This window comes from Pseudomonas sp. BSw22131 (genome assembly GCF_026810445.1).
Lineage (GTDB): Bacteria > Pseudomonadota > Gammaproteobacteria > Pseudomonadales > Pseudomonadaceae > Aquipseudomonas > Aquipseudomonas huanghezhanensis.
Genome location: NZ_CP113949.1, coordinates 5,089,496 through 5,110,881, shown reverse-complemented (window position 1 = coordinate 5,110,881; position 21,386 = coordinate 5,089,496). Strand labels below are relative to the sequence as shown.

Sequence of the window (21,386 nt, the reverse complement as noted above, 5' to 3'; positions counted from 1 at the left end):
GCAACGATAAGGTGATGCTTTTTCTATTCGGTGGGTGTCAGCGACAAAACCCGTTCGAGCAGGAGTTTTGCAACGTCCTTTGCGCTGTCGGCGGCGCTGAAATCGCCCATGACGCGGGCGACTGTGATCGCGCCATCCATCAGAATCAGCAGTTGTTTAGCCAGCGCTGCGGGTTTTTCGATCAACAGCTGTTCGCACAGGGCAAGTGTGTAATCGAACAGCTTCTGTTTATGCAGTTTCGCGATCAGGCGAATCGGATCGTTGGCATCGCCAATTTCGCCAGCGGTGTTGATGAACGCACAGCCGCGAAATCCCTCGGATTCAAACCAGCCTTTGAGCACATCAAACATCTTGAGGATGCGTGCTTCAGGCGTCTCGGATTTGTTGGACTCGCTGCTAAACCAAGCCATCCAGCGTAGATCGCGCGCATTTAGGGCGGCCGCTGCCACTTCGTCTTTTGTGGCGAAATAGCGGTAGATACTCTTGCGTGCCACGCCTGACGTTTTGACCAAAAGGTCCATGCCTGTGGCATGGATGCCGTGTTGATAGATCAACTGCTCGGCGGTTGCGAGAATTTTATTGCGGGTGTCTGTAGTGGCTGTAGTCATGGGTCGAGAAGGTAGAACGGTCGTTCTCCTCGGTCAAGCGAATTCTATATATCAACCACTGCCGGTTGACGTGTTGGAGCGCGGCTTGCTCACGAATATGCCGGAGCAGGCTTGCGAATATGCAGACTTCCTCGCGCACAAGCCTGGTCCAACGTGATTCATCGCACCTGATCGGCTTCGGGCAATGCGCGTTTCATTTTTAGTGCACCGGGAGCAGCCCGACTCAGTACCACCGGCACCGACTTGGAGGCGGGCACTTTGCTGCGTTCGGCGTGATGCCAGAGCGGTACCAAGGCGTTGCATTCCGGGTAGTACGCCGCACTGCAGCCTTCTGGAATGTCGTACGCGATGATTTGCAGTGCGCTGACTTCACGGACGGTTTGCGGGTCGATGGCGGTCGTAACCCTGACCCAGTCGCCCGGCTGGAAACCCAGCCTGATCACATCGTTGCGGTTCATGAAAATCACATCGCGCGTCCCGCTCACACCGCGAAACCGGTCTTCATAACCGTAAATCGTCGTATTGAACTGGTCGTTACTGCGGATCGTCATCAGTTGCAGCACATCACGGCGATCGTGGTTGGGGAAAACGTCCTCGTCTTCGTCCACATGTTCTGGGGTGATGAACTGGGCTTTGCCGCTCTCGGTCTTCCACTCTCGCTTGGCGGCGGGAAGAGGGCGATGGAAGCCACCGGTCTCCCACATGCGGGTTTCCATGTCGTGAAAAATCTCCGGGTACACCTGGGAGATTCCTTTGCGAATCAGCGCGTAATCACTGCGCCATGCATCCCAGTCGATGCGCTCTGAGCCTGAGAGCGTGGCCTCTGCCAGTCCTGCGATAATTGCGGTTTCCGAACGTGTTTCTGTGCTGCACGGCTCACTCTGCCCGCGCCAACCGTGAACACAGCCGGTGCTGTCTTCGGTGCTGTAAACCTGCTCGACGCCGTTCTGCCGGTCCAGTTCGATCTTGCCGAGACAAGGCAGCAACCAGGCATTTTTGCCGGTGATCAGATGCGTGCGATTGAGTTTCGTAGCGATCTGCACGTTCAGTTGCAGATTCGCCCAGGCCGGCTCCATCCGCGACGTATCCGGCACAGCACGCAGAAAATTCCCACCCAGGCCAACGAAGCCTCGTACGCTGCCGTCGAGGATGCCCTCACAGACTTCCACCGTGTTGAGGCCTTTCTTCTCGGGGACGTGGAAACCGAACAGCTCATGAATTTTGTCGCCGGGCACCTTTTTCGGGTCTTCGGTGATGCCGACCGTGCGCTGGCCTTGAACATTGGAATGCCCGCGCACCGGACAAATGCCCGCGCCACGTTTGCCAATGTTGCCGCGCAGCAGTAACAGGTTCACCAGCATCTGCACGCTTTGCACGCCCTTGCGATGCTGGGTGATGCCCATGCCGTAGACCAGCATCACGCGTTCATGCCGGGCATAAACAGTAGCCACCGCCTCAAGCGCACTGCGGCTGAGTCCTGCCGTGCGTTCGATACTTTCCCACGACGTCTCGCTCACAGCTGTCAGGAATTCAGAAAAGCCTTCGGTATGTTCAGTGATAAATGCTTGATCGATGATCGGCGGTCTGCCGTTGACCAACGCCGCCCGGTCCATCTCAAACAGCGCTTTGGCGATACCCATGACCGCGGCCGTATCACCACCGATAGCCAGTTGATGATATTGGGTGCTGATGATCGTGGAGTCCGGGCCGAGCATTTCTACCGGCGATTGCGGATTGACGAAACGCTCCAGCCCTCGCTCGCGGATGGGATTGAAGGTGATGATCGGCACGTTGCGTTTACGGGCTTCCTGCAACGGATGCAGCATGCGCGGACTGTTGCTGCCTACGTTCTGACCAAAAAACAGGATGCAGTCCGTGTGCTCGAAATCGTCCAGCGTGACGGTCCCGACTGGCACGCCGATACTTTCCTGCAGGCCGACAGAGGTGCTTTCGTGGCACATGTTCGAGCTGTCCGGCAGATTGTTCGTGCCATAGGCCCGCGCGAACAGTTGGTACATGAACGAGGTTTCCAGCGACGCGCGGCCAGACGCGTAAAACGCCACGCTGTCTGGTTCAAGTCCCCGCAACTGCGCGCCGATGTCACGCCAGGCTTCGGCCCACGAGGTTTCACGGTAGTGATCAGTGACCGGGTCGTAGCGCAACGGATGGGTCAGGCGACCGTGTTGTTCCAGGTCGTAATCGGACCATTGCAACAACTCGCTCACAGAATGACTGGCGAAAAAGGCTGGGCTGGTCTTGAGCGAGGTCAGTTCCCACGCCGTCGCCTTCGCGCCGTTTTCGCAGAACTCCAGATGATTAGGTTTGCCAGGCTTGGCCCAGGCGCAACTGACACACGCGAAACCACCATGCTTGTTTTGCTTGATCAGCGGTAGGGTGGAGCGGATCAGCGTTTGCTCGCGCCACAGAATCTCCATCACCGATTTGGCAGACCCCCAGCCGCCCGACGCAGACGTGTAAGGACGAAAGTGGGCTTTGGGATGGATAAGTGTCATGAGCATCTTGCCTCGAAGCGCGGGCGCGCCCGTAACAGGCCCCCTCATAAAGCTGTGACGAGGGGCCACGGTAAAGGTTCGTTACGTTTTATGAAGCTTAAAGCAAACAACGAAGGGAACCATTCCGGGCCAGAGGGGAAGCAAAAACCGAACTTGCAGGGCTAAATCCGATCAGTTCCTGTAGGGATCAAGTTAGCCGTCCATCATCCGCGAACGAGGAGTAATCAGCGTTTTGTCGAACTTCAAAACCGTCATGTTGCTGTGCATTGTATTTTTTGCCGGCAGTTTCAACGTTCAAGCCGCTGATGCACCCGCCGCCGCAGCGCCTGCCTCCTCATCGACACCTTCCGCAGAGCCTGCTGATCCCTCAACTCCCGCCGAACCTGACAAACCGGAAATACTCGTCCAGGGCGGTTTGCTGGGCGCGATCAGCTCCAGCATCGACGACGTGCAATCCAAACTTGACATTGACGAGCACCTTTTTGATTCCTGGCGGCTGCGCGCAGACCGTGCTGCAGATGAACTCGACAAGCTGGTCAACAAACCGTCGTCGAGATCCAAATGGAGCGTTGCGGGCGACTTTCTGATGCTGTCGGCGGTGTGGATGGGCGCCTTTGCTCTGCTGTACATGCTGGGCAAGCTGATCGTCGGACGTCTCAATAGGCATCGCTACCTGCTCAAGCGCGAGCGGGTGCGAGGCGTATTGGGTTATCTGATTCCTTTCACCATTCCTGCTGTTATCTGCCTGCCGCTGACGCTTTACGTCAGCCACTTCCTGCCGCTGTCAGCCGGCCGGGCGCTGGCGTTATGCCTGGCGTATTCAACCAGCAGCGGTATTTTTTCGACCTCCATCATTTTGTGCGTGATCGTGTTGTTCAACAGCGGTCACAAGCGCGCGGCCGTGGCCTTGATTCGGCGATTGAGCCCCCGACCTCTGTTTGTCGTGGGTTTTCTTGCGGCGCTCAGCGATGCGCTAACCAGCCCACAGATCGCCAGACAAATCGGCAGCAACGTCACCACCAGCGTCGCGGTCTTTACCGGGCTGTTCGCGTCCGCAGTGTTCTGCATGCTGGTGCTTCGTGTCCGGCGACCGGTCGCGCATCTGATCCGCAATCGACCGCTGGCAAGCCGGATCTCACGCCCCGCGTTGCAGGAAACCCTGAAGATATTTTCCAGCCTCTGGCACTGGCCGATTCTGCTGATGATTCTGGTGTCGGCGGTGAACCTGATCGGTGCCGGCGAAGACAGTCAGAAGGCATTGCGTTGCGCGCTGCTGACAACCGTATTGCTGATCTCGACAGTGTTCCTGAGTACGTTGTTTCAGCACATGTTCAAACCGAACGAAGCGCGCGTCGAACATGCTTACAAGCAGCGGCTGTTGAGCCTGGTGCATGCGTTGATGCGCATTGGCCTGGCGGTGGGATTCATCGAGCTGCTGGGGCGGATCTGGGGGTTTTCGCTGTTTGAATTCGCACAGCGCAACGCCCTGGGCAAGGTCATCAGCGATTCTCTGAGCAGCATCGGCCTGATTTTCCTGGTGACGTGGCTGCTGTGGGTCGTCATGGACACGGCGATTCAGGAAGCGCTGAAGCCGCCGATCAACAGTCGCTCGGGCCGTCAGCCCAGCACGCGGGTCAAAACCATCCTGCCGCTGCTGCGCAATGCCATCAAGATCGTGCTGGTGGTGATTTGCGCGATCACGACCATGGCCAATCTGGGGATCAACGTCGCGCCATTGCTGGCGGGTGCGGGTGTGGTGGGTCTGGCTATCGGCTTCGGTTCGCAGCAGTTGGTGCAGGATGTGATCACCGGTCTGTTCATCATCATCGAAGACACCATTTCGATTGGCGACTGGGTGGTGCTGGATTCCGGGCACGCGGGCACGGTCGAGAGCCTGACCATCCGCACGCTGCGCTTGCGTGATGGCAAAGGGTTTGTGCATTCGGTGCCGTTTGGTCAGATCAAGGCGGTCACCAACCAGTCCCGTCAGTTTGCGTATGCGTTCTTTTCGTTCCAGTTCACCTACGATTCCGACGTCGATTCGGCGACCTCGTTGATTCGTGAGGCAGGACAAGCGATCAGCGACGACCTGCTGCTCAAGGGCAAGCTGCAAGGACCGCTGGAAGTTTTCGGTCTGGATCGGATGGACATGAACGGGATCGTGATTACGGCGCAGTTCCGTACTTCGTCCGGCGGGCAGTACGCCGTTAGCCGTGCATTCAACGATCGCCTCAAACGGCTTGTGGATAAGTCCAGCGACGTTCGTTTTGCGCAAACTTATCCACAGCTGGTGATGAGCCCGCACAACGGCAACACGCCGCCGGTTGAAGAGGGCGCCGAACAGCAACCGCTAACGGGCAAAGCCACGCTGATCAATAAAGATGGCTCTGAAACCCCGGTATGAAAAGATTCTGCAGAAGCGGATCGAAAAATTGCTCTACCGCAACAATCGGTCTCTGACCTGCGCCATCGCCAATTGATCAAGCTCCAGCCAGTACTGGGGCTTGCCGGCAATAATTGCCGCCGCTGGAATGCCATCCCGATACACCAACCGATTGCCCACCAGCGCTGGCACCTTGGCGCCGGGCAGCAGCGTGCCCGCCAGATTCAAAGGGTCCGCGCCGCTGATGCTGACAAGGCTGCCGTCCGGTGCTGTCTTGCGTATTTCACGCAGCACAGGAATGGCTTCAGGCAGCGCAAATTGCTCGCCCGCCAGACCACTGACAAAACGCCCGCCACGAATCACCCCTCGGGCTTCCAGGCGATGAAACGTCCTCAGCAGCTCCCGCCAGCTGGGCAGCCAATCGGGCTCGCGCTCCAATACCCGCCAGAACACCACGCCGTAGCGACGCAGCAAGGTCATGGCAATGTGTTCCAGCGTTGCCGGGTCTGTCGGCGGCGCGCGTTTTGAGTCGATCACCTGCGGCGTGGCGGACCGACGCAACAGCGCCCAGCGTCCGGCGTCGTCCATCCCGCCAATGAAGGCGCCCCGATTGCGGCGGCTGGTATGGGCCGAACGCTTGCTCGCAGGCGTAATCAGCGCACGCAAACCGGCGAAGCTGTCAGCGTTCACCAGGCCCGCACCGACCAGTTCCTGAAGGGCATTTTCCAGCTCTGTTCGCAGCAAACGGGCTTCGGCGGTCAGTTCGTCAAAAAACATTGCGCCGTGTTCAGTCAACGTGTCGTGGACCTTCTGCGCACGCAACGACAGTTCGGTTGGCGCGGGTTGGTCGGTCAATCCACTCCAGAGGCTCACCTGGGTGCGCGGCAACAACACAATCGGTGTGCTGCGCAACGCCGCGGCGCCGACTTTGCTGCGTGCCGTCAAACGCATCCACACCCATTTGCCCGAGCGGCACGCATCGTCCAGCCAGCTTTGCGAATAGTCCTTCAAGCGCGCAGGCAAGATGTCGCTGTCCCACGAGCCCGCTGCCGCTGAAAACCCTTCCAGTTGATCAAGCACCTCTGGCAGCGCCGCCCGGCCTTGGCTTTGCGTACTGCTCGACACGTGCTGCCACTCGAACAGAAACCGCATGAAGTCCTGCAACGACACCGGCTCGATTTCCCGGCGCAGTCGCTTGACTGTGTAGCGATGGATGCGTGACAGCAAATGCCGCTCGCACCACTGATCGTCGACGGTGCCGGGGCTGAAACGGCCACGCAGCACGTAGCCTTCAGACTCCAGACTTGCCAGCGCCTGAGCCACAAGGTTGTCAGGCATCGCCAGGGGATCGCCGATGGCTGGCAACGTCAACGGGCCGAATCCACTCAGCCGCGCGCGAACGATTTCGACGGCAGCTTCGTCCGGCGTCCATTGATCATCAAAGCCTGCAAGCGCGGCCAGCGGCGGATGCATCTCGGCGCTGGGGTAAAGCGCTTGAAGGCAGCTCAGGCGCTCAAGCGCGATCCACAGTGCATGCTCAGGCGTCACCTGCAAACGGGTTGCGCGACCTGACTTCGCCAAGGCCTCAAGCCATTTCATCCAGCCCTGTTGCGCCCGCGCCTCGGTCCCGCTGATACAGCCGAGGGTCATCAGCGCTTCGTGCATCTCGTCCGGGTTTTGCGGCTGTGGCCACGCTTCCTGCTCAACAGCGGTGATCGCCTCGGCATCCAGAGCGCCCAGGTCGTCCGAGGATTGCTGATCGCTCCAGCGCCGATTGAGCACCGCTTGCGTACGGCGCTCCTCCAGCGGCGCGTCGTCGAGAAATGCGTAAGGGCGGGCGCTGAGAATCTCTGCGGCCAGCGGCGAGGGAGCAGGCAAATCCCGACTGACCAGCCGCACATCACCGCTCTCCATGCGCCGCAGCAACGTCAGCCAACCTTCGGCGTCCATCGCCTCGTGCAGGCAATCGTCGAGGGTTTGCTGGACCAGAGGGTGATCGGGAACCTCGCGTTCACCCACGAGGTTCTCCAGGCATGCGATCTGCTCCGGAAACACCGTGGCGATCAGGTCTTCGCTTTTCATGCGTTGCAACTGCGGAGCGACTTTGCGCCCCCCGGTATAGCGCGGCAGGGCAAGGGCAACACCGGCATTCCAGCGCCAGCGCACACCGAACAACGGCGCATCGAGCACCGCCTGAATCAGCAAATGTTCGGCGGTGTTGGCGTTTAAATAGCGCCAGACCTCTTCCAGCGCAAAGCTGTGGCTGGTGGACAGCGACAGCACAATCGCGTCCTCACTGGCAGCGGCTTGCAGCTCGAAATTGAACGTTCGGCAAAACCGCTTGCGCAAGGCCAGGCCCCACGCACGGTTGATCCGGCTGCCAAACGGCGTGTGAATCACCAGTTGCGTGCCGCCCGACTCGTCGAAAAAGCGCTCCATCACCAACGTGTTCTGTGAGGGCAGGGCGCCCAGCACGGCGTGCGCTCGTGCCAGGTACTCGACGATCTGATCGGCGCTGGCGTAATCCAGGCCCAGGGTGTCCATCAGCCACTCCGTACACCGTGACAGCTCGCCGGGATGCTCGGTCATCAGCGCGCCCAGATGTTCTTGAAGACGTGCGACGGCGAATGACAATTCGGCGCTGCGTCCGGGCGCTTCCCCCATCCAGAACGGTATGTTCGGCGGCATTCCTTGCGCGTCCTCAACCCGCACGCGACCCGACTCGATACGCAGAATGCGGTAGGAGTTATTGCCGAGCTGAAAGACGTCTCCCGCGAGGCTCTCCACCGCGAAATCTTCATTGACCGTGCCGATGTTCAGCGCCTGGGGTTCGAGGATCACGCTGTAGTCGGCGTTGTCCGGGATCGTGCCGCCGCTGGTCACTGCCGTCAGCTTGCTGCCGCGCCGTCCGCGCAAGGTGCGGGTGATCGCGTCGCGGTGCAGGTACGCGCCGCGCACACCCTGGCGGCCGGTATAACCTTCGGCCAGCATGCGCAGCAGCGCCTGATAGTGGTCTTCGTTGACGTGGGCATAAGGCGAGGCCCGGCGAAACATCTCCAGCAACGCGTCCTCATGCCATTCCTGGCAACTGACCTCGGCAATGATCTGCTGAGCAAGGACATCCAGCGGCGCCTCGGGAATCAACAGCGTGTCCAGTTCGCCGCGCCTCACGCAATCGAGTAGCGCCGTGCATTCGATGAGGTCATCCCGGGACGTTGCAAACAAACGTCCCTTGGGCGTGCCACCGACCTGATGGCCCGAGCGCCCGACACGTTGCAAAAACGAGGCGATCGAGCGGGGCGAGCCGATCTGACAGACCAGGTCGACATCGCCGATATCAATCCCCAACTCCAGCGATGCGGTGGCAATCAGCACTTGCAGATCGCCCCGCTTGAGCCGTTGCTCGGCGTCCAGCCGTTGTTCCTTGGCGAGGCTGCCGTGGTGCGCGGCCACCGCCAGCTTGCCAAGGCGTTCGCTCAGGTGCCGCGCCATGCGTTCAGCCATACGCCGGGTGTTGACGAAGATCAGCGTGGTGCGGTGGTTGCGAGCGAGATCGGCAAGACGGTCGTAAACCAATTCCCAGACGTCATTGGCCATGATCGCCGTCAGCGCGACGGGCGGGACTTCAATCGCAAGATCCCGAGGGCGTGCGTGACCGATGTCGACAATGGCGCATGGGCGTTCGACCGGGTCGCTGCCGACCAGAAACCGCGACACACGCTCGATGGGCTTTTGCGTCGCCGACAACCCGATGCGCAACAGCGATGCGCTGCAAAGCGCCTGCAAACGCTCAAGGCTCAAGGCCAGGTGACTGCCGCGCTTGCTGGCGGCGATGGCATGGATTTCGTCGACGATCACGGTGCTGGTAGTCGACAACATGCGTCGGCCCGAGTCGGAGCCGAGCAACACATACAGAGACTCGGGGGTTGTCACCAGAATGTGCGGCGCAGTTTTACGCATCGCCGTGCGGTCTTTCTGAATCGTGTCGCCGGTGCGCACGGCGGTGCTGATGCGCAGTTCCGGCAGGCCCATTGATTTCAGTTGTCGGGTGATTCCGGCAAGCGGATTTTGCAGGTTGATCTGGATGTCATTGGACAGTGCCTTGAGCGGCGAGACGTACACCACGAACGTCTGGTCAGGCAACGCGCCACCTTGTTCAAGGCCTTGATGAACGAGGTCGTCGATCACCGCCAGAAACGCCGTCAAGGTTTTCCCCGAGCCGGTCGGCGCTGCAATCAGCGTGGACATGCGCTGTTTGATCAGCGGCCAGGCTTGCGCTTGCGCGGGTGTGACGGCGGGGAAGGATTCCCGAAACCAGGCGCTGACAGCAGGGTGAAAATCACTGAGCGCCGGGTCCGGCTGGTGGGGTAGGTTCATGTCCGGATTTATGAGGGCGTCAGGTTGCAGATGCAAGCGCCGGTGATCGGCGAGCCCTCACCAATAGACATCTCCCACCCTGTTGGGGCGAGGCTTGCCCGCCAAGCTATTAATGCCATGTGTCAGGCGAATCGAGGTGGCGACTTCGCGGCCAAGCCTCGCTCCAATAAGTGCTCAGCCCCTTGTTGGGGGAAAACACGCGACGTGTTATGTTTGCGAGCGTTTTTGATCTATTTTTTCAACCGAATTCTGAGACTGAGCCAACTGACTTTATGCGAATGCGCCTTATGCTGTTGGGCGGCGGGAATGCCCTTGGGCAGGCGTTGATTCGTCTGGGTGCCGAGGAGGGCATTGGCTTCCTTGCACCGCGTCCACCGCAAGACGGTTGGGATGCGGCAAGCCTGACGCAACTGCTCGATGACACCCGTCCGGACGCCCTGATAAACCTTGCCTACTACTTCGACTGGTTCCAGGCGCAGAGCGTGAGCGCGGATCGGCTGGACAGTCAGGAGCGCTCGGTCGAGCGCCTGTCCGAACTCTGCCAGCATCACAATATTGTCCTCGTGCAACCTTCCAGCTATCGCGTCTTCGATGGTTCGCGAGCGACTGCCTACAGCGAAAAAGACGAGCCCGTGCCGCTGGGTTCCAGAGGCCAGGCGTTGTGGCGAATGGAGCAAAGCGTGCGCGCGACCTGTCCGCAACATGTGCTTTTGCGTTTCGGCTGGTTGCTAGACGACAGTGTCGATGGCGTGCTGGGTCGTTTCCTGACCCTTGCGCGATCACCCGAGCCTTTGCTGATGGCCGATGATCGTCGCGGCAATCCGACTCCCGTAGACGACGCGGCCCGGGTCATCATTTCGGTGCTCAAGCAACTCGATTGCGCGGCTCCGCTGTGGGGCACTTATCACTACGCCGGGCATGAGGCGACAACGCCACTGGCGCTGGGGCAAGCGGTCCTCACCGAAGCCCGCCTGATGCACCCACTGGCCATCGAAGCGCCGACAGCTCAAGCGCATGCGGCTCAGGCCGACGCCGCCCAAGAGCCACAAAACGCCGTACTGGCCTGCAAGAAAATCCTTCATACCTTTGGCATCAAGCCGCGCGCCTGGCGTGCCGGTCTGCCGAACTTATTGGACCGCTATTACCGCCATGTCTGATGCACCTGTCTTAATCACCGGCGGCGCCGGTTTCATTGGTTCTCATCTGGTCGATGCGTTGCTCGCCAAGGGCTATGCGGTCAGGATTCTGGACGACCTGTCTTCCGGCAAGCGCAGCAACCTGCCGCTGGATAATCCGCGCGTTGAACTGATTGAAGGCGATGTGGCTGATGCGGCTCTTGTCGCGCGCGCCGCCATGGGGTGTCAGGCGGTGACGCACCTGGCTGCCGTGGCCTCGGTGCAGGCTTCTGTCGACGATCCGGTCAAAACCCACCAAAGCAACTTCATCGGCACGTTGAACGTCTGTGAAGCCATGCGCCAGGCTGGCATCAAGCGGGTTGTTTTCGCGTCGAGCGCAGCCGTGTACGGCAATAACGGCGAAGGTGAGTCGATCACCGAAGACACCCCGAAAGCGCCGCTCACGCCTTATGCGTCGGACAAACTGGCCAGCGAGTACTACCTGGACTTTTACCGCCGTCAGCACGGACTGGAGCCGGTGTCGTTTCGATTCTTCAATATTTTCGGTCCCCGCCAGGATCCTTCGTCACCCTATTCAGGTGTGATCAGCATTTTCGCCGAGCGCGCTGAACGTGGACTGCCGATCAATATTTTCGGGGACGGCGAGCAAACGCGGGACTTCTTTTATGTCGGCGATCTGGCCGGGCTGCTGGTGCAAGCGCTCGAGCGGCCGGTGGTAGAAGAGGGCGCGATCAATGTCGGGCTGAACGCGACGACTTCGCTCAATCAGTTGCTGGCAGCGCTTTCTGAGGTGGTAGGTGATTTGCCAGCAGTGACGTATCTGCCTGCACGCTCGGGTGATATTCGCCACTCCCGTGCCGACAATCAGCGCTTGGTCGAGCGCTTCGAGATGCCAGTCCCGACCCCGTTGAATGTCGGGCTGGCAAAGTTGTTGGGGCGCTAACACGGTAATTACAGGAGCGCGCTTGCCCGCGATTGCGGTATGTCAGGTATTCATGAGTTAACTGACACGCCGTATCCCGGGCAAGCGCCCTTCTAAAGAATTCATCGCCTTCAGAACTTGTAACCGATCCCCACCATGTACACCCATGGGTCGACCTCAACGTTCACTTTTGTGCGCCCTACGCTCAGCGCCGACGGGCCGTCCATGGTCGCTTCAGTGTTGATGTCCACGTACCAGACCGAGGCGTTGACCATCATGCGGTCGGTCAGCATGTAGTCCATGCCTGCCTGCCCGGCCCATCCCCACGAGTTTTTCAGATCGAGATTGCTGAAGCCTTCGTTCTTGCGGGTGCTGCTCAAGTCTTCGTCGTAGAACCAGGTGTAGTTCACGCCGACGCCGACATAGGGCTGAAACTTCGATGCGGTGTCCATCGGGTAGTACTGCAGCGACAGGGTTGGCGGCAGTTGCTTGATGTCCGCCAATTTGCCGTCCAGCCCCGCACCTAGCCCTTTGACTGCAACGGTGTGCTGAAACGGCGTCGCAGCCAGCAATTCAAGACCGATGTGATCGGTGAGCATGTAAGCAAACGCCAGACCCAACTGCGTATCGCTGTCCAGTGTTGCCTTGGTGCCTGGGACTTTCGCGCCATCGAGCTTCACGTTTCCGCTTTCTTCGTTTGGTGCCGTGGTGGCCGCGCCGGCGCGCACGATGATGTCTCCGGCCTGATGGGCGTTTGCAACGAGTGGGCTAAGCGCTATTGCGAGTAAAGAGGCGCCAAGCAGTGGCTTGATCATGGGGGCTCCGTAAAGGCATCGAAAATGGGGAATGCCTGATGGTACGGAGCGTTGAGAGCACGGGTTTTGACCTGGGACAATAAAAGCGGATCTCGGGCTGTTATTGATCCTGCAGCTCGTAGATCAGAATCTTGTCCGCTTCCATCTGGTACCCCGCGTCCGCCAGATCGGTGGTGGAGGATTTGACCTGCATCGGGCCCTCGATCCAGTACGGCTGGTACAGCTCGTCGACTTTCACGCCAAGCTCGCTGGTGACGTGAACGATCTGATTCGGTGGCGGCGGCGGAACGTGAATGCAGGCGCCGAAATAAGGCACCAGCAGGAAATCCGTCACACGGCCTTCCTCGCTGACCTCAAGCGGCACGATATAGCCCGGCAGGCGCACGGTCTGACCGTTGAGGGATTTGACCACCGGCGCATGCGGGGCGAGCTGATGCGCAGCCGGTGCGGACTCCATCGACAGCGTGTCCGCCATCTTCGACAGGTCGTGCATCGGCGCTGTGATCAGCTTTACCGGCGGCGCGTCGGCGGGGATCATTTCCTGCCAGGTCAGCACCCGGATCGGCTCAGCCCAAGCAGGCGCGACGACCAGTAACGACACCATCAACCACAGCCAGCGCATCATCCACGTCCTCACAAACGAATCGATAAACCATCGGCCAGTGACTGCCGATAGGCGCGCCAGGCGGGCACGATGCCCATCACCAGGGCTGCGCCGAGAATACCGCCGAGCAGCGTCCATTCATACTCGCTGGGCAGCGACAGCGGCAGGAACAGACCGTAATTGGCTTGCACATACCCTTGCGCGGCGGCGATACATATATAGAGCAAAGCGGTCCCGGCAATGACGCCCGCCAGCGCCAGGGCGAACGCTTCCAGGATCAACAGGCTTGCGATATGCCAGGGCCGCGCCCCCACCGAACGCAAAATCGCCATCTCCCGACGGCGCTCGTTGAGGCTGGTGAGAATCGCCGTGAGCATGCCGATCAAGCCGGTCAGCACCACGAACAGCGAGATCACGAACAGGGCTTTTTCTGCTGTGCCCATCATGCTCCACAGCTCTTGCAGCGCCACGCCCGGCAAAATCGCCAGCATCGGCTCGCCCCGGTACTCATTGATTTCGCGTTGCACCGCAAAGGTCGCGATCTTGCTGTTCAGCCCCAGCATAAACGCGGTGATAGCCGTCGGTGTAAGGTCCATATTGCGTGCCTGATCGGCACTGATCCGGCCTGCGCCCTGAGCCGGTACACCGTTGTGCCAGTCGATATGAATTGCCTCCATGCCGCCGAGGCTGATGTGCAATGTGCGGTCCACAGGCGTGCCGGTGCGCTTGAGAATGCCCACCACGGTGAACGGCTTATCGTCGTGCTTGACCAGGCTGATGGCCGCGACGCCGTGGGCCAGCACCAGTTTGTCACCGAGTTTGTAATTGAGCGCGTCCGCGACTTCTGCGCCGAGCACCACTTCAAACGGATCGGTGGCGAACGGGCGCCCCTGGGCCAATTCCAAGTGTTGCTGACGCCCGAACTGGTAATGCTCGAAATACGATTCGTTGGTCCCCATCACGCGATAGCCGCGATGAGAGTCGCCCAGTGAAATGGGGATCGCCCACTTCACCTGCTTGCTCTGCGCGAAGTGCTCGAAGCTGTCCCAGCGGATGTTGTTGGTGGCATTGCCGATTCGAAACACCGAGTACAGCAGCAGATTCACCGAACCGGAACGCGCACCCACGATCAGGTCCGTGCCGCTGATGGTGCTGGCGAAACTGGCACGCGCTTCGGTGCGAACCCTTTCTACGGCCAGCAGCAGGCAGACCGACAGGGCAATGGCGAACGCAGTGAGGAATGCCGTAAAGCGGCGGTTGGCGAGACTGGCCATGGCCAAACGGAAAAGATACATCTCAAACCTCGGGGGCGACGGCGGCGCGGTTGAGTTCGGACAGCGACAAATTGCGGTCGAACAACGGCGCCAGGCTTTGATCGTGGCTGACGAACAACAGGCTGGCACCCGCTTCGCGGCATTCATTGAACAGCAGACGGATGAACGCCTCGCGCGCATCGGCGTCGAGCGCGGAGGTGGGTTCGTCGGCGATTACAAGCTCTGGCTGACCGATCAACGCACGTGCTGCGGCGACACGCTGCTGCTGGCCGATGGACAGCGCGTCTGCACGCCGGGTTAGCAGCTGCGGGTCGTTGAGCCCCAAGTGCGCGAGCAACGCGGCAGCGGCTTTGTCCACGCTGCCGTGGCGCTGAGTCGCCCGCTGCGCACGCAGTCTGGAAAAGTGGCAGGGCAGCTCAACGTTTTCGCGCACTGACAGAAACGGCAGCAAATTGAATTGCTGGAAAATGTAGCCGGTGTGGTCAACGCGGAAACGGTCGCGCGCCCCGGCAGACAACTGGGTGAGCTCTTGGCCCAACAAGCGAATGCTGCCGCGATTGGGCATCTGTACGCCGCCCAGCAGCCCAAGCAGTGTGGTTTTGCCACTGCCGCTCGGGCCTTTGAGGAAGAGGGTTTCGCCGGGCTCCAGACGGAACGCCGGAATATCCAGCAACTGTGCATGCCCTGGCCAGGTAAAACCCAGGTCGGACAGTTCAATGAGTGCTTGAGTCATGGCCTGCGTCATGTCGAGAAATGAAACGACCGGGATGTCCCGGTCGAGGGTCAGCCCGCGTGCTTAGAACTTCAGCACCGGGTTGCCGGGTCGCACTTCTGCACCCAGTTGACGCTTGGAGGTGATCAATTGCACCTGAATTTTTTGCGTCGCGGGGAAGGTTGTGAACAGTTGCGACAGGTCCAGTTTGGTCAGTACTGCCGGCACGTTGCAGGTGAACTGGTAGTGGGCGTGGATTTCGCTGTGCTCGTGCTCATCTGCGTCGCCGTCGTCATCTTCGTCTTTGTCACCGAACAATGGGCTGGTCAGCTTTTGCGATGTCACCGAACACTGCGCCGCCTCCGGCACGTTGAACAGGCCGTGAGGTTTGAGGAGCGCTTCGCGGGCGGCTGCAAGTTTGGCTTTGTCGGCCTCGGTGGTGGCGGCGTGCTCGAAGCCCACGATGTTCATGGCGGGCGTATTGAGGTCCAGTTCCAGCGTCGTGCCTTCTTGCGCTACGTCCAGGCGTGCTACGCCGTGTTCATGAGCGCCAAGGCTGCCATGCTCGTGATCGTGATCGTGGTCATGTTCATCGGCGGCGTGAGCGATGGCGAGGGGAAGAAAGGCGAAGGGCAGGGCGAGTAGCAGGCGACGCATGGGCAGGGCTCCGGACTGAGGCTATAAGCTGTTATGTGATCCTATAACAATACGTTGCGGCGGTTCTTAACTTTTTTGCGCAGATTCTTTAGGCGCCGACGTGTTGGCTAAGCGATCTGACTGTGTGAAACCGTTCGGACGTCTCGCGAATGAATTCGCTTCTCTAGAGGGCTCGCGTGCAGCCTGGCAATAGCTGTGGGACCATCCACTCAAGCGAATCAGAGGAATCGGACCATGCTACGTATACGTGGAACCATCGGCGAGCTGCCGGTGGACTTGACCCTTGAACTGGATGAGGTGGACTGGGCGCAACTGGGTGCGCAGCTTCAGGCGGGAAAACCTGTAGCTGACGAACCAAAAGCAGCCCCCATGCGTCAGGACGATAAAATCTGGGAGATTGCCCAAGAGCTGTTGCAAAAGGCAGGTCAGATCAACGGCCCGGATTTGCTGGAGCAACTCGAAGGCCTTACCGGCAGTTCAGCCGCGGGCAAGCGGCTGCTGGTGCGGCTACGACATAACCCGAAGGTCAAGGTTGAAAGCGGCGCGGACACACCGGTCTATTGCTGGGTGGATTGAGCGCAGCAGCGCGATGCTTCCCTGTAGGACCGCGCTTGCCCGCGATAGCGGTGTGTCAGCCAATGACTCGTTGACCGGCATACCGTATTCGCGGGCAAGCGCGCTCCTACAGGGCGTGGCGATCAGTACAACGCAGCAAACAGCTTGCGACGATAGGTGGTGACCAGCGGGTGATCATTGCCCAGCAAGTCGAACACCTGCAGAAGGGTCTTGTGCGGCAAGCCTTCGTTGTAGCTGCGGTTGCGGATGAACAGCTTGAGTAGCCCATCCAGCGCCGCCTCGTACTGCTGACGTGACAACTGGTGCAACGCCAGTTGATGCGCCGCCTCGTCGTCCTGCGGGTTCTGCGCCAGTCGGGTTTTCAGATCGGCAGCGTCGGGGAGGGCGGCAGCCTCTGCCAGAAAGGTCAGTTGCGCCTTCGCTCCGGCCAACGCCGCTTTGTGGTCATCGCCCTTGACCGCATCAAGCACTGCCCGCGCTTCGGTCAGTTCGCCACGCTCCGCCAGGCAGCGCGCGTACAGGATCAACGCTGCAGCATTGGTGTTGTCTTCCGCCAACGAGGCTTTCAAAACGGCTTCGGCATCGGCAAAACGGCGTTCGGCAAACAACGATTGAGCGGTTTCCAGCGGATCGGCTTCGGTATCGATGGGCTCGGGCATCTGTACGTGCGGCTCAAGCATGGCGAGAATCTGCGGTTCCGACTGGGCACCGGCAAAACCGTCCACCGGTTGACCGTCCTTGAACAGCACCACCGTCGGCAGGCTGCGGATACCGAAGCGCGCAACGACATCCTGCTGCGCATCGCAATCGACTTTGGCCAGCAGCAGTTCGCCTTGATAGTCCTCGGCAACCTTCTGCAGCAACGGCATCAGCACCTTGCAGGGCGCGCACCACTCGGCCCAGAAGTCCACGAGTACCGGCTTGTGAAACGAATTCTCGATGACCAATTGATCGAAATCAGCAGTGGTCGCATCGAAGATGTACGGGGTGTCCTGGCTCATCGCTAGTCTCGGGAAATCGTGAATGGGGCAACTATAAAGCGCTGGGGGGATTGTCGGAAGCCGTATAAGTCAGCAAGGCGTCGCGTTGCTCGTACCCCGTTTCTATAGCCAACTTGTTGGCGAGGCGGCCTGGCAGGTTGAATCAATTTGCGCGCTTGGCGAATTGATTCGCGCCTAAAGGGTTTTGCGATTCTCCCCGGAGCGCGCCGCGTGATACAGACTCACCTTGCGAAACTCCCAGGGTTCGGCCAGATCCGGCAGCGTCATCGCGTCTAGAATTCCAAGCCTTTGATACGCCGGGTGCTTGAAATCCTTCACGCGGGAATCGGCGACCAGCGCTTCGCGGCCCCGGCTCAGGAACGCGTCCAGCAGCGGCAGGTTGGCGCGGTCGTACAGCACATCAGCCACCAGGATGAGGTCAAAGCGGTCAGCCTGCGAAAAGAAATCCGTCGAATAACCGAGCGACACGCCATTGAGTTCAGCGTTTGCGCGGCAGGCCTCGATTGCCAACGGATCCAGATCGCATGCCACCACCTCCAGGGCGCCGGCTTTCATCGCCGCAATCCCCGCCACCCCGGAGCCGGCACCGAAATCCAGCACGCGCTTGCCTTCGACCCAATGCGGTTGCCCGGCCAGAAACCGCGCCAAGGCAAGGCCGCTGGCCCAGCAGAATGCCCAATAGGGCGGGTCTTCGAGAATGCAGCGGGTTTCGTCAGGGCTGAACGCGCGGTTCATGTTCTGTGCATCGATCAGCCATAATTTCAGGTCGGTATCCGGCAAAGAAGCAGGGACCAACCGGGCATCGCCGAGCAGCTTGCTCAGCGGAGCCTGTAGTTGATGCGGTGCAATCACGGTGCCGTAACGAACTGCAATTGACCGAGCGATTGCGTCTCCGGCGACGCAATGAGGACCGATGGCAGGTGCAGGATCAACTGCCCGGACTGGCTGGCGCGACCGCGCAACTCGACACGGGCACCCACCGGGAAGGCCTCAGGATTGAAGCGCAACTGGAAGGGCAGCGATTTGTTGTTGCCGACCAGCTTGGTACTCGACAACAGCTTTTGCGGGCGGTTGCGATCGTCGATCACCAACAGCGCCATTTCGACCTCGGCGCCAGCCGGTACGCCCAGCAATTGACCGCTCAGCTCGCGCTGGTAAGGCTGCAGCGGGCCGGGCCCTTCCGGCAATTTGATCGGCGCGGTTTTGGTCGCGGTGGCAGCCGGTGCAGGAGTCGGGGGTTCAGTGCTGCTGCATGCGGCCAGCAGGCCGGCAAAGCTGAGTACAGCAAGCAATCGTAGCGTCATGAACAACTCCAGCAGAAACCGAGACAAAAGGGGGGATGGGCGTAATGCCCGACAGTATCGTCGATGACGCCCTCTTTCGCAGCGCCTGATGCGCGTCTGTATACCGCAAACCCCGAGACTTGTCTTGCCGCCGAGATGCGCTACCATGGCCCTCCCTTTTATTGTTGCCTGCCACCATGCACTGTCCCTTTTGCGGTGCCAACGACACCAAAGTCATTGACTCGCGTCTGGTCGCCGAGGGCGATCAAGTCCGCCGCCGTCGCGAATGCGTGGCCTGCGGCGAACGCTTCACCACGTTCGAGACGGCCGAGCTCGTTCTCCCGAGGCTGATCAAGCAAGACGGCAGCCGCCAACCGTTTGATGAAGACAAACTGCGTGCCGGCATGCAACGAGCGCTGGAAAAGCGCCCGGTCAGTGTCGAACGGCTCGAAGCCGCCATCGCCCACATCAAGAGCAAGCTGCGCGCCACTGGCGAACGCGAGGTCAAGTCATTGATCGTCGGCGAACTGGTGATGGGCGAGCTGCAAAAACTCGACGAGGTCGCCTACATCCGCTTTGCTTCTGTTTACAGGCGGTTTCAGGACCTCAACGAATTCCGCGAAGAAATCGACCGACTGGCACGCGAGCCGGTTAAAGAGTGAGCATGTCTTCGACCGAGCAGGCAGCGCTGGACGCTTTCTACATGGCCCGTGCGCTGGAACTGGCGCGTAAGGGCGTTTATTCGACGCACCCCAATCCAAGGGTGGGTTGCGTGATAGTGCGCGACGGCGCCATCGTTGGCGAAGGCTGGCACGTTCGTGCTGGCGAGCCTCACGCTGAAGTCCATGCGTTGCGTCATGCCGGCGACAAGGCCCGTGGCGCAACTGCCTACGTCACCCTCGAACCCTGCAGTCACCATGGCCGGACACCGCCTTGCGCCGATGCGTTGCTTGAAGCCGGCATCGCCCGCGTGGTTGCCGCCATGCAAGACCCCAACCCCGACGTCGGCGGGCGTGGCCTGTTGCGCCTTATGAATTCAGGTATCAGCGTCCAAAGTGGTGTGCTGCAAGCCGAAGCGCGCGCGATCAATAAAGGCTTTCTCAAGCGCATGGAACACGGCTTGCCGTACGTGCGGGTAAAAATGGCAATGAGCCTCGATGGCCGAACTGCAATGGCCAGCGGCGAAAGCAAATGGATTACGGGCCCTGAAGCTCGCTCTGCGGTGCAGCGCCTGCGCGCGCAATCAAGCGCGGTGTTGACCGGTGCCGACACGGTACTCGCCGACGATGCCCGTTTGACCGTTCGCCCCGATGAGCTTGGCCTCAATGCCGAGCTGACCGCGCTGGCGCTGAGCCGTCCGCCGCTGCGGGTGCTGATCGACGGCCGCTTGCGTGTGCCGCTCGATGCTCCGTTTTTTCAGGCGGGGAGTGCGCTGGTGGTGACGTGCGCTGCCGCTTCTGCCCGCGAGCGCTATCACGCCCAAGGCCACGATATGCTGGCGCTGCCCAGCAGTGGCGGGCATGTTGATCTGCGCAAACTGCTGGTTGAACTGGCGGCACGCGGTATCAACGACGTGCTGGTCGAAGCCGGCCCGAAACTGGCCGGTGCGTTCACCCGTCTGGGACTGGTGGATGAGTTTCAGATTTTTGTCGCCGGCAAGTTCATGGGGTCAAGCGCACGTCCGCTGCTTGATCTTCCGCTGGCGCAGATGAGTGAAGCACTGGAACTGAACATCGTCGAAATGCGCGCTGTCGGAAATGATTGGCGCGTCATCGCAATACCCACGCCGACGCCCGGCGTATAATTCCGGCTTTCGCTCTCCGCGCTGGCCCTGTTCTCCTGGAGGACCCATGTTTACCGGCATTATCGAATCCATCGGCAGCATCCGCGCCCTGACCCCCAAAGGCGGCGATGTCCGCGTTTATGTGGAAACCGGCAAACTTGATCTCAGTGACGTAAAACTGGGCGATAGCATCGCAGTCAATGGCGTTTGCCTGACTGCCGTCGAGTTGCCAGGTGATGGTTTCTGGGCTGACGTCAGCCGCGAAACACTTCACGTCACCGCGTTCGTCGATTTAAAGGCTGGCAGCCGTGTTAACCTGGAAAAAGCCCTGACGCCCACTACCCGCTTGGGCGGCCACTTGGTCAGCGGCCATGTGGACGGCGTCGGCGAAGTCATCTCGCGTGAAGAGAACGCCCGGGCGATCCAGTTCCGCATGCGCGCACCCCGCGAGCTCGCCAAGTACATTTCCCATAAAGGCTCGATCACCGTCGACGGCACCAGTCTGACGGTCAATGCCGTCAATGGCGCCGAGTTCGAGCTGACCATCGTCCCGCACACGCTGGCCGAAACCATCATGGGCGACTACCGTGCGGGCCATAAGATCAATCTGGAAGTCGACCTGCTGGCGCGTTATCTCGAGCGTCTGCTGCTGGGCGACAAAGCCGCAGACCCGACACCTGCTCAGGGCGGCAGCATTACTGAAGGCTTTCTCGCCGACAACGGCTACCTCAAATCCTGATTA

At 60.2% G+C, this 21,386-nt stretch carries 17 protein-coding genes and 1 pseudogene; 7 read left to right on the top strand and 11 right to left on the bottom strand.

What is annotated here, in order from left to right:
• Nucleotides 1-23: 23 nt before the first annotated feature.
• Together OYW20_RS23055 and OYW20_RS23050 are read right to left on the bottom strand one after the other, a co-directional pair.
• A complete protein-coding gene (locus OYW20_RS23055; protein WP_268798199.1) occupies nucleotides 24-608 on the bottom strand; it encodes a TetR/AcrR family transcriptional regulator in 585 nt (194 codons plus the stop codon).
• Between the two features lie 158 nt (nucleotides 609-766).
• Nucleotides 767-3,121 (bottom strand): FdhF/YdeP family oxidoreductase, encoded by a 2,355-nt coding sequence (locus tag OYW20_RS23050; RefSeq protein ID WP_268798198.1) that lies wholly within the window; start codon nucleotides 3,119-3,121, stop codon nucleotides 767-769.
• Between the two features lie 253 nt (nucleotides 3,122-3,374).
• On the opposite strand from OYW20_RS23050, the gene OYW20_RS23045 reads away from it, so the two are divergent.
• Nucleotides 3,375-5,525, top strand: a complete 2,151-nt coding sequence (locus OYW20_RS23045; protein WP_268801213.1) for a mechanosensitive ion channel family protein — start codon at nucleotides 3,375-3,377, stop codon at nucleotides 5,523-5,525.
• Nucleotides 5,526-5,558: 33 nt separating this feature from the next.
• Here OYW20_RS23045 and OYW20_RS23040 read toward each other — a convergent pair whose 3' ends face one another.
• Nucleotides 5,559-9,881, bottom strand: coding sequence for a DEAD/DEAH box helicase (locus OYW20_RS23040; protein WP_268798197.1), 4,323 nt, complete (start codon nucleotides 9,879-9,881; stop codon nucleotides 5,559-5,561).
• Nucleotides 9,882-10,153: 272 nt separating this feature from the next.
• Between OYW20_RS23040 and OYW20_RS23035 the strand changes: the two genes are divergently transcribed.
• The gene (locus tag OYW20_RS23035; protein WP_268798196.1) at nucleotides 10,154-11,038 is read left to right on the top strand and encodes a sugar nucleotide-binding protein; all 885 of its coding nucleotides are present in this window, start codon (nucleotides 10,154-10,156) and stop codon (nucleotides 11,036-11,038) included.
• Nucleotides 11,031-11,960, top strand: a complete 930-nt coding sequence (locus OYW20_RS23030) for an NAD-dependent epimerase/dehydratase family protein (RefSeq protein WP_268798195.1) — start codon at nucleotides 11,031-11,033, stop codon at nucleotides 11,958-11,960. Before OYW20_RS23035 ends, OYW20_RS23030 begins: the two co-directional genes overlap by 8 nt.
• 110 nt (nucleotides 11,961-12,070) lie before the next feature.
• Here OYW20_RS23030 and OYW20_RS23025 read toward each other — a convergent pair whose 3' ends face one another.
• From OYW20_RS23025 to OYW20_RS23005, 5 genes and pseudogenes are all read right to left on the bottom strand, one after another.
• On the bottom strand, nucleotides 12,071-12,754 hold the full coding sequence (locus OYW20_RS23025; RefSeq protein ID WP_268798194.1) for an OmpW/AlkL family protein: 684 nt from the start codon (nucleotides 12,752-12,754) through the stop codon (nucleotides 12,071-12,073).
• Between the two features lie 100 nt (nucleotides 12,755-12,854).
• Complete coding sequence (locus tag OYW20_RS23020) at nucleotides 12,855-13,379, bottom strand: DUF3299 domain-containing protein (protein WP_268798193.1); 525 nt, start codon at nucleotides 13,377-13,379, stop codon at nucleotides 12,855-12,857.
• An 8-nt stretch (nucleotides 13,380-13,387) separates the two neighbouring features.
• Nucleotides 13,388-14,653: an ABC transporter permease gene (locus OYW20_RS23015; RefSeq protein ID WP_268798192.1), complete on the bottom strand. Its 1,266-nt coding sequence runs from the start codon at nucleotides 14,651-14,653 to the stop codon at nucleotides 13,388-13,390.
• Between the two features lie 2 nt (nucleotides 14,654-14,655).
• A pseudogene (locus tag OYW20_RS23010) lies at nucleotides 14,656-15,365 on the bottom strand (ABC transporter ATP-binding protein); the annotation flags it as partial.
• Nucleotides 15,366-15,428: 63 nt separating this feature from the next.
• Nucleotides 15,429-16,001 carry a DUF2796 domain-containing protein gene (locus OYW20_RS23005; protein WP_268798190.1) on the bottom strand — a complete coding sequence of 191 codons (573 nt, stop codon included), beginning with the start codon at nucleotides 15,999-16,001 and terminating at the stop codon, nucleotides 15,429-15,431.
• A 234-nt stretch (nucleotides 16,002-16,235) separates the two neighbouring features.
• Here OYW20_RS23005 and OYW20_RS23000 point away from each other — a divergent pair, with 234 nt between their 5' ends.
• Nucleotides 16,236-16,577: a hypothetical protein gene (locus OYW20_RS23000; protein WP_268798189.1), complete on the top strand. Its 342-nt coding sequence runs from the start codon at nucleotides 16,236-16,238 to the stop codon at nucleotides 16,575-16,577.
• Nucleotides 16,578-16,699: 122 nt separating this feature from the next.
• Here the strand turns inward: OYW20_RS23000 and trxA are convergent, their stop codons facing one another.
• The 3 genes from trxA to OYW20_RS22985 form a co-directional block, all read right to left on the bottom strand.
• On the bottom strand, nucleotides 16,700-17,578 hold the full coding sequence (gene trxA / locus OYW20_RS22995) for a thioredoxin (protein WP_268798188.1): 879 nt from the start codon (nucleotides 17,576-17,578) through the stop codon (nucleotides 16,700-16,702).
• Between the two features lie 174 nt (nucleotides 17,579-17,752).
• Nucleotides 17,753-18,430 (bottom strand): class I SAM-dependent methyltransferase, encoded by a 678-nt coding sequence (locus tag OYW20_RS22990; RefSeq protein ID WP_268798187.1) that lies wholly within the window; start codon nucleotides 18,428-18,430, stop codon nucleotides 17,753-17,755.
• The gene (locus OYW20_RS22985) at nucleotides 18,427-18,882 is read right to left on the bottom strand and encodes a hypothetical protein (protein WP_268798186.1); all 456 of its coding nucleotides are present in this window, start codon (nucleotides 18,880-18,882) and stop codon (nucleotides 18,427-18,429) included. The genes OYW20_RS22990 and OYW20_RS22985 overlap by 4 nt, the downstream gene beginning before the upstream one ends.
• Before the next feature lie 176 nt (nucleotides 18,883-19,058).
• Between OYW20_RS22985 and nrdR the strand changes: the two genes are divergently transcribed.
• From nrdR to OYW20_RS22970, 3 genes are read left to right on the top strand one after another with little or no spacing between them, the layout of a single operon-like run.
• On the top strand, nucleotides 19,059-19,523 hold the full coding sequence (gene nrdR, locus OYW20_RS22980) for a transcriptional regulator NrdR (protein ID WP_268798185.1): 465 nt from the start codon (nucleotides 19,059-19,061) through the stop codon (nucleotides 19,521-19,523).
• Between the two features lie 2 nt (nucleotides 19,524-19,525).
• Nucleotides 19,526-20,665: a bifunctional diaminohydroxyphosphoribosylaminopyrimidine deaminase/5-amino-6-(5-phosphoribosylamino)uracil reductase RibD gene (ribD, locus tag OYW20_RS22975; protein WP_268798184.1), complete on the top strand. Its 1,140-nt coding sequence runs from the start codon at nucleotides 19,526-19,528 to the stop codon at nucleotides 20,663-20,665.
• Between the two features lie 46 nt (nucleotides 20,666-20,711).
• A complete protein-coding gene (locus OYW20_RS22970) occupies nucleotides 20,712-21,383 on the top strand; it encodes a riboflavin synthase (protein ID WP_268798183.1) in 672 nt (223 codons plus the stop codon).
• The last annotated feature ends 3 nt before the right edge of the window (nucleotides 21,384-21,386 follow it).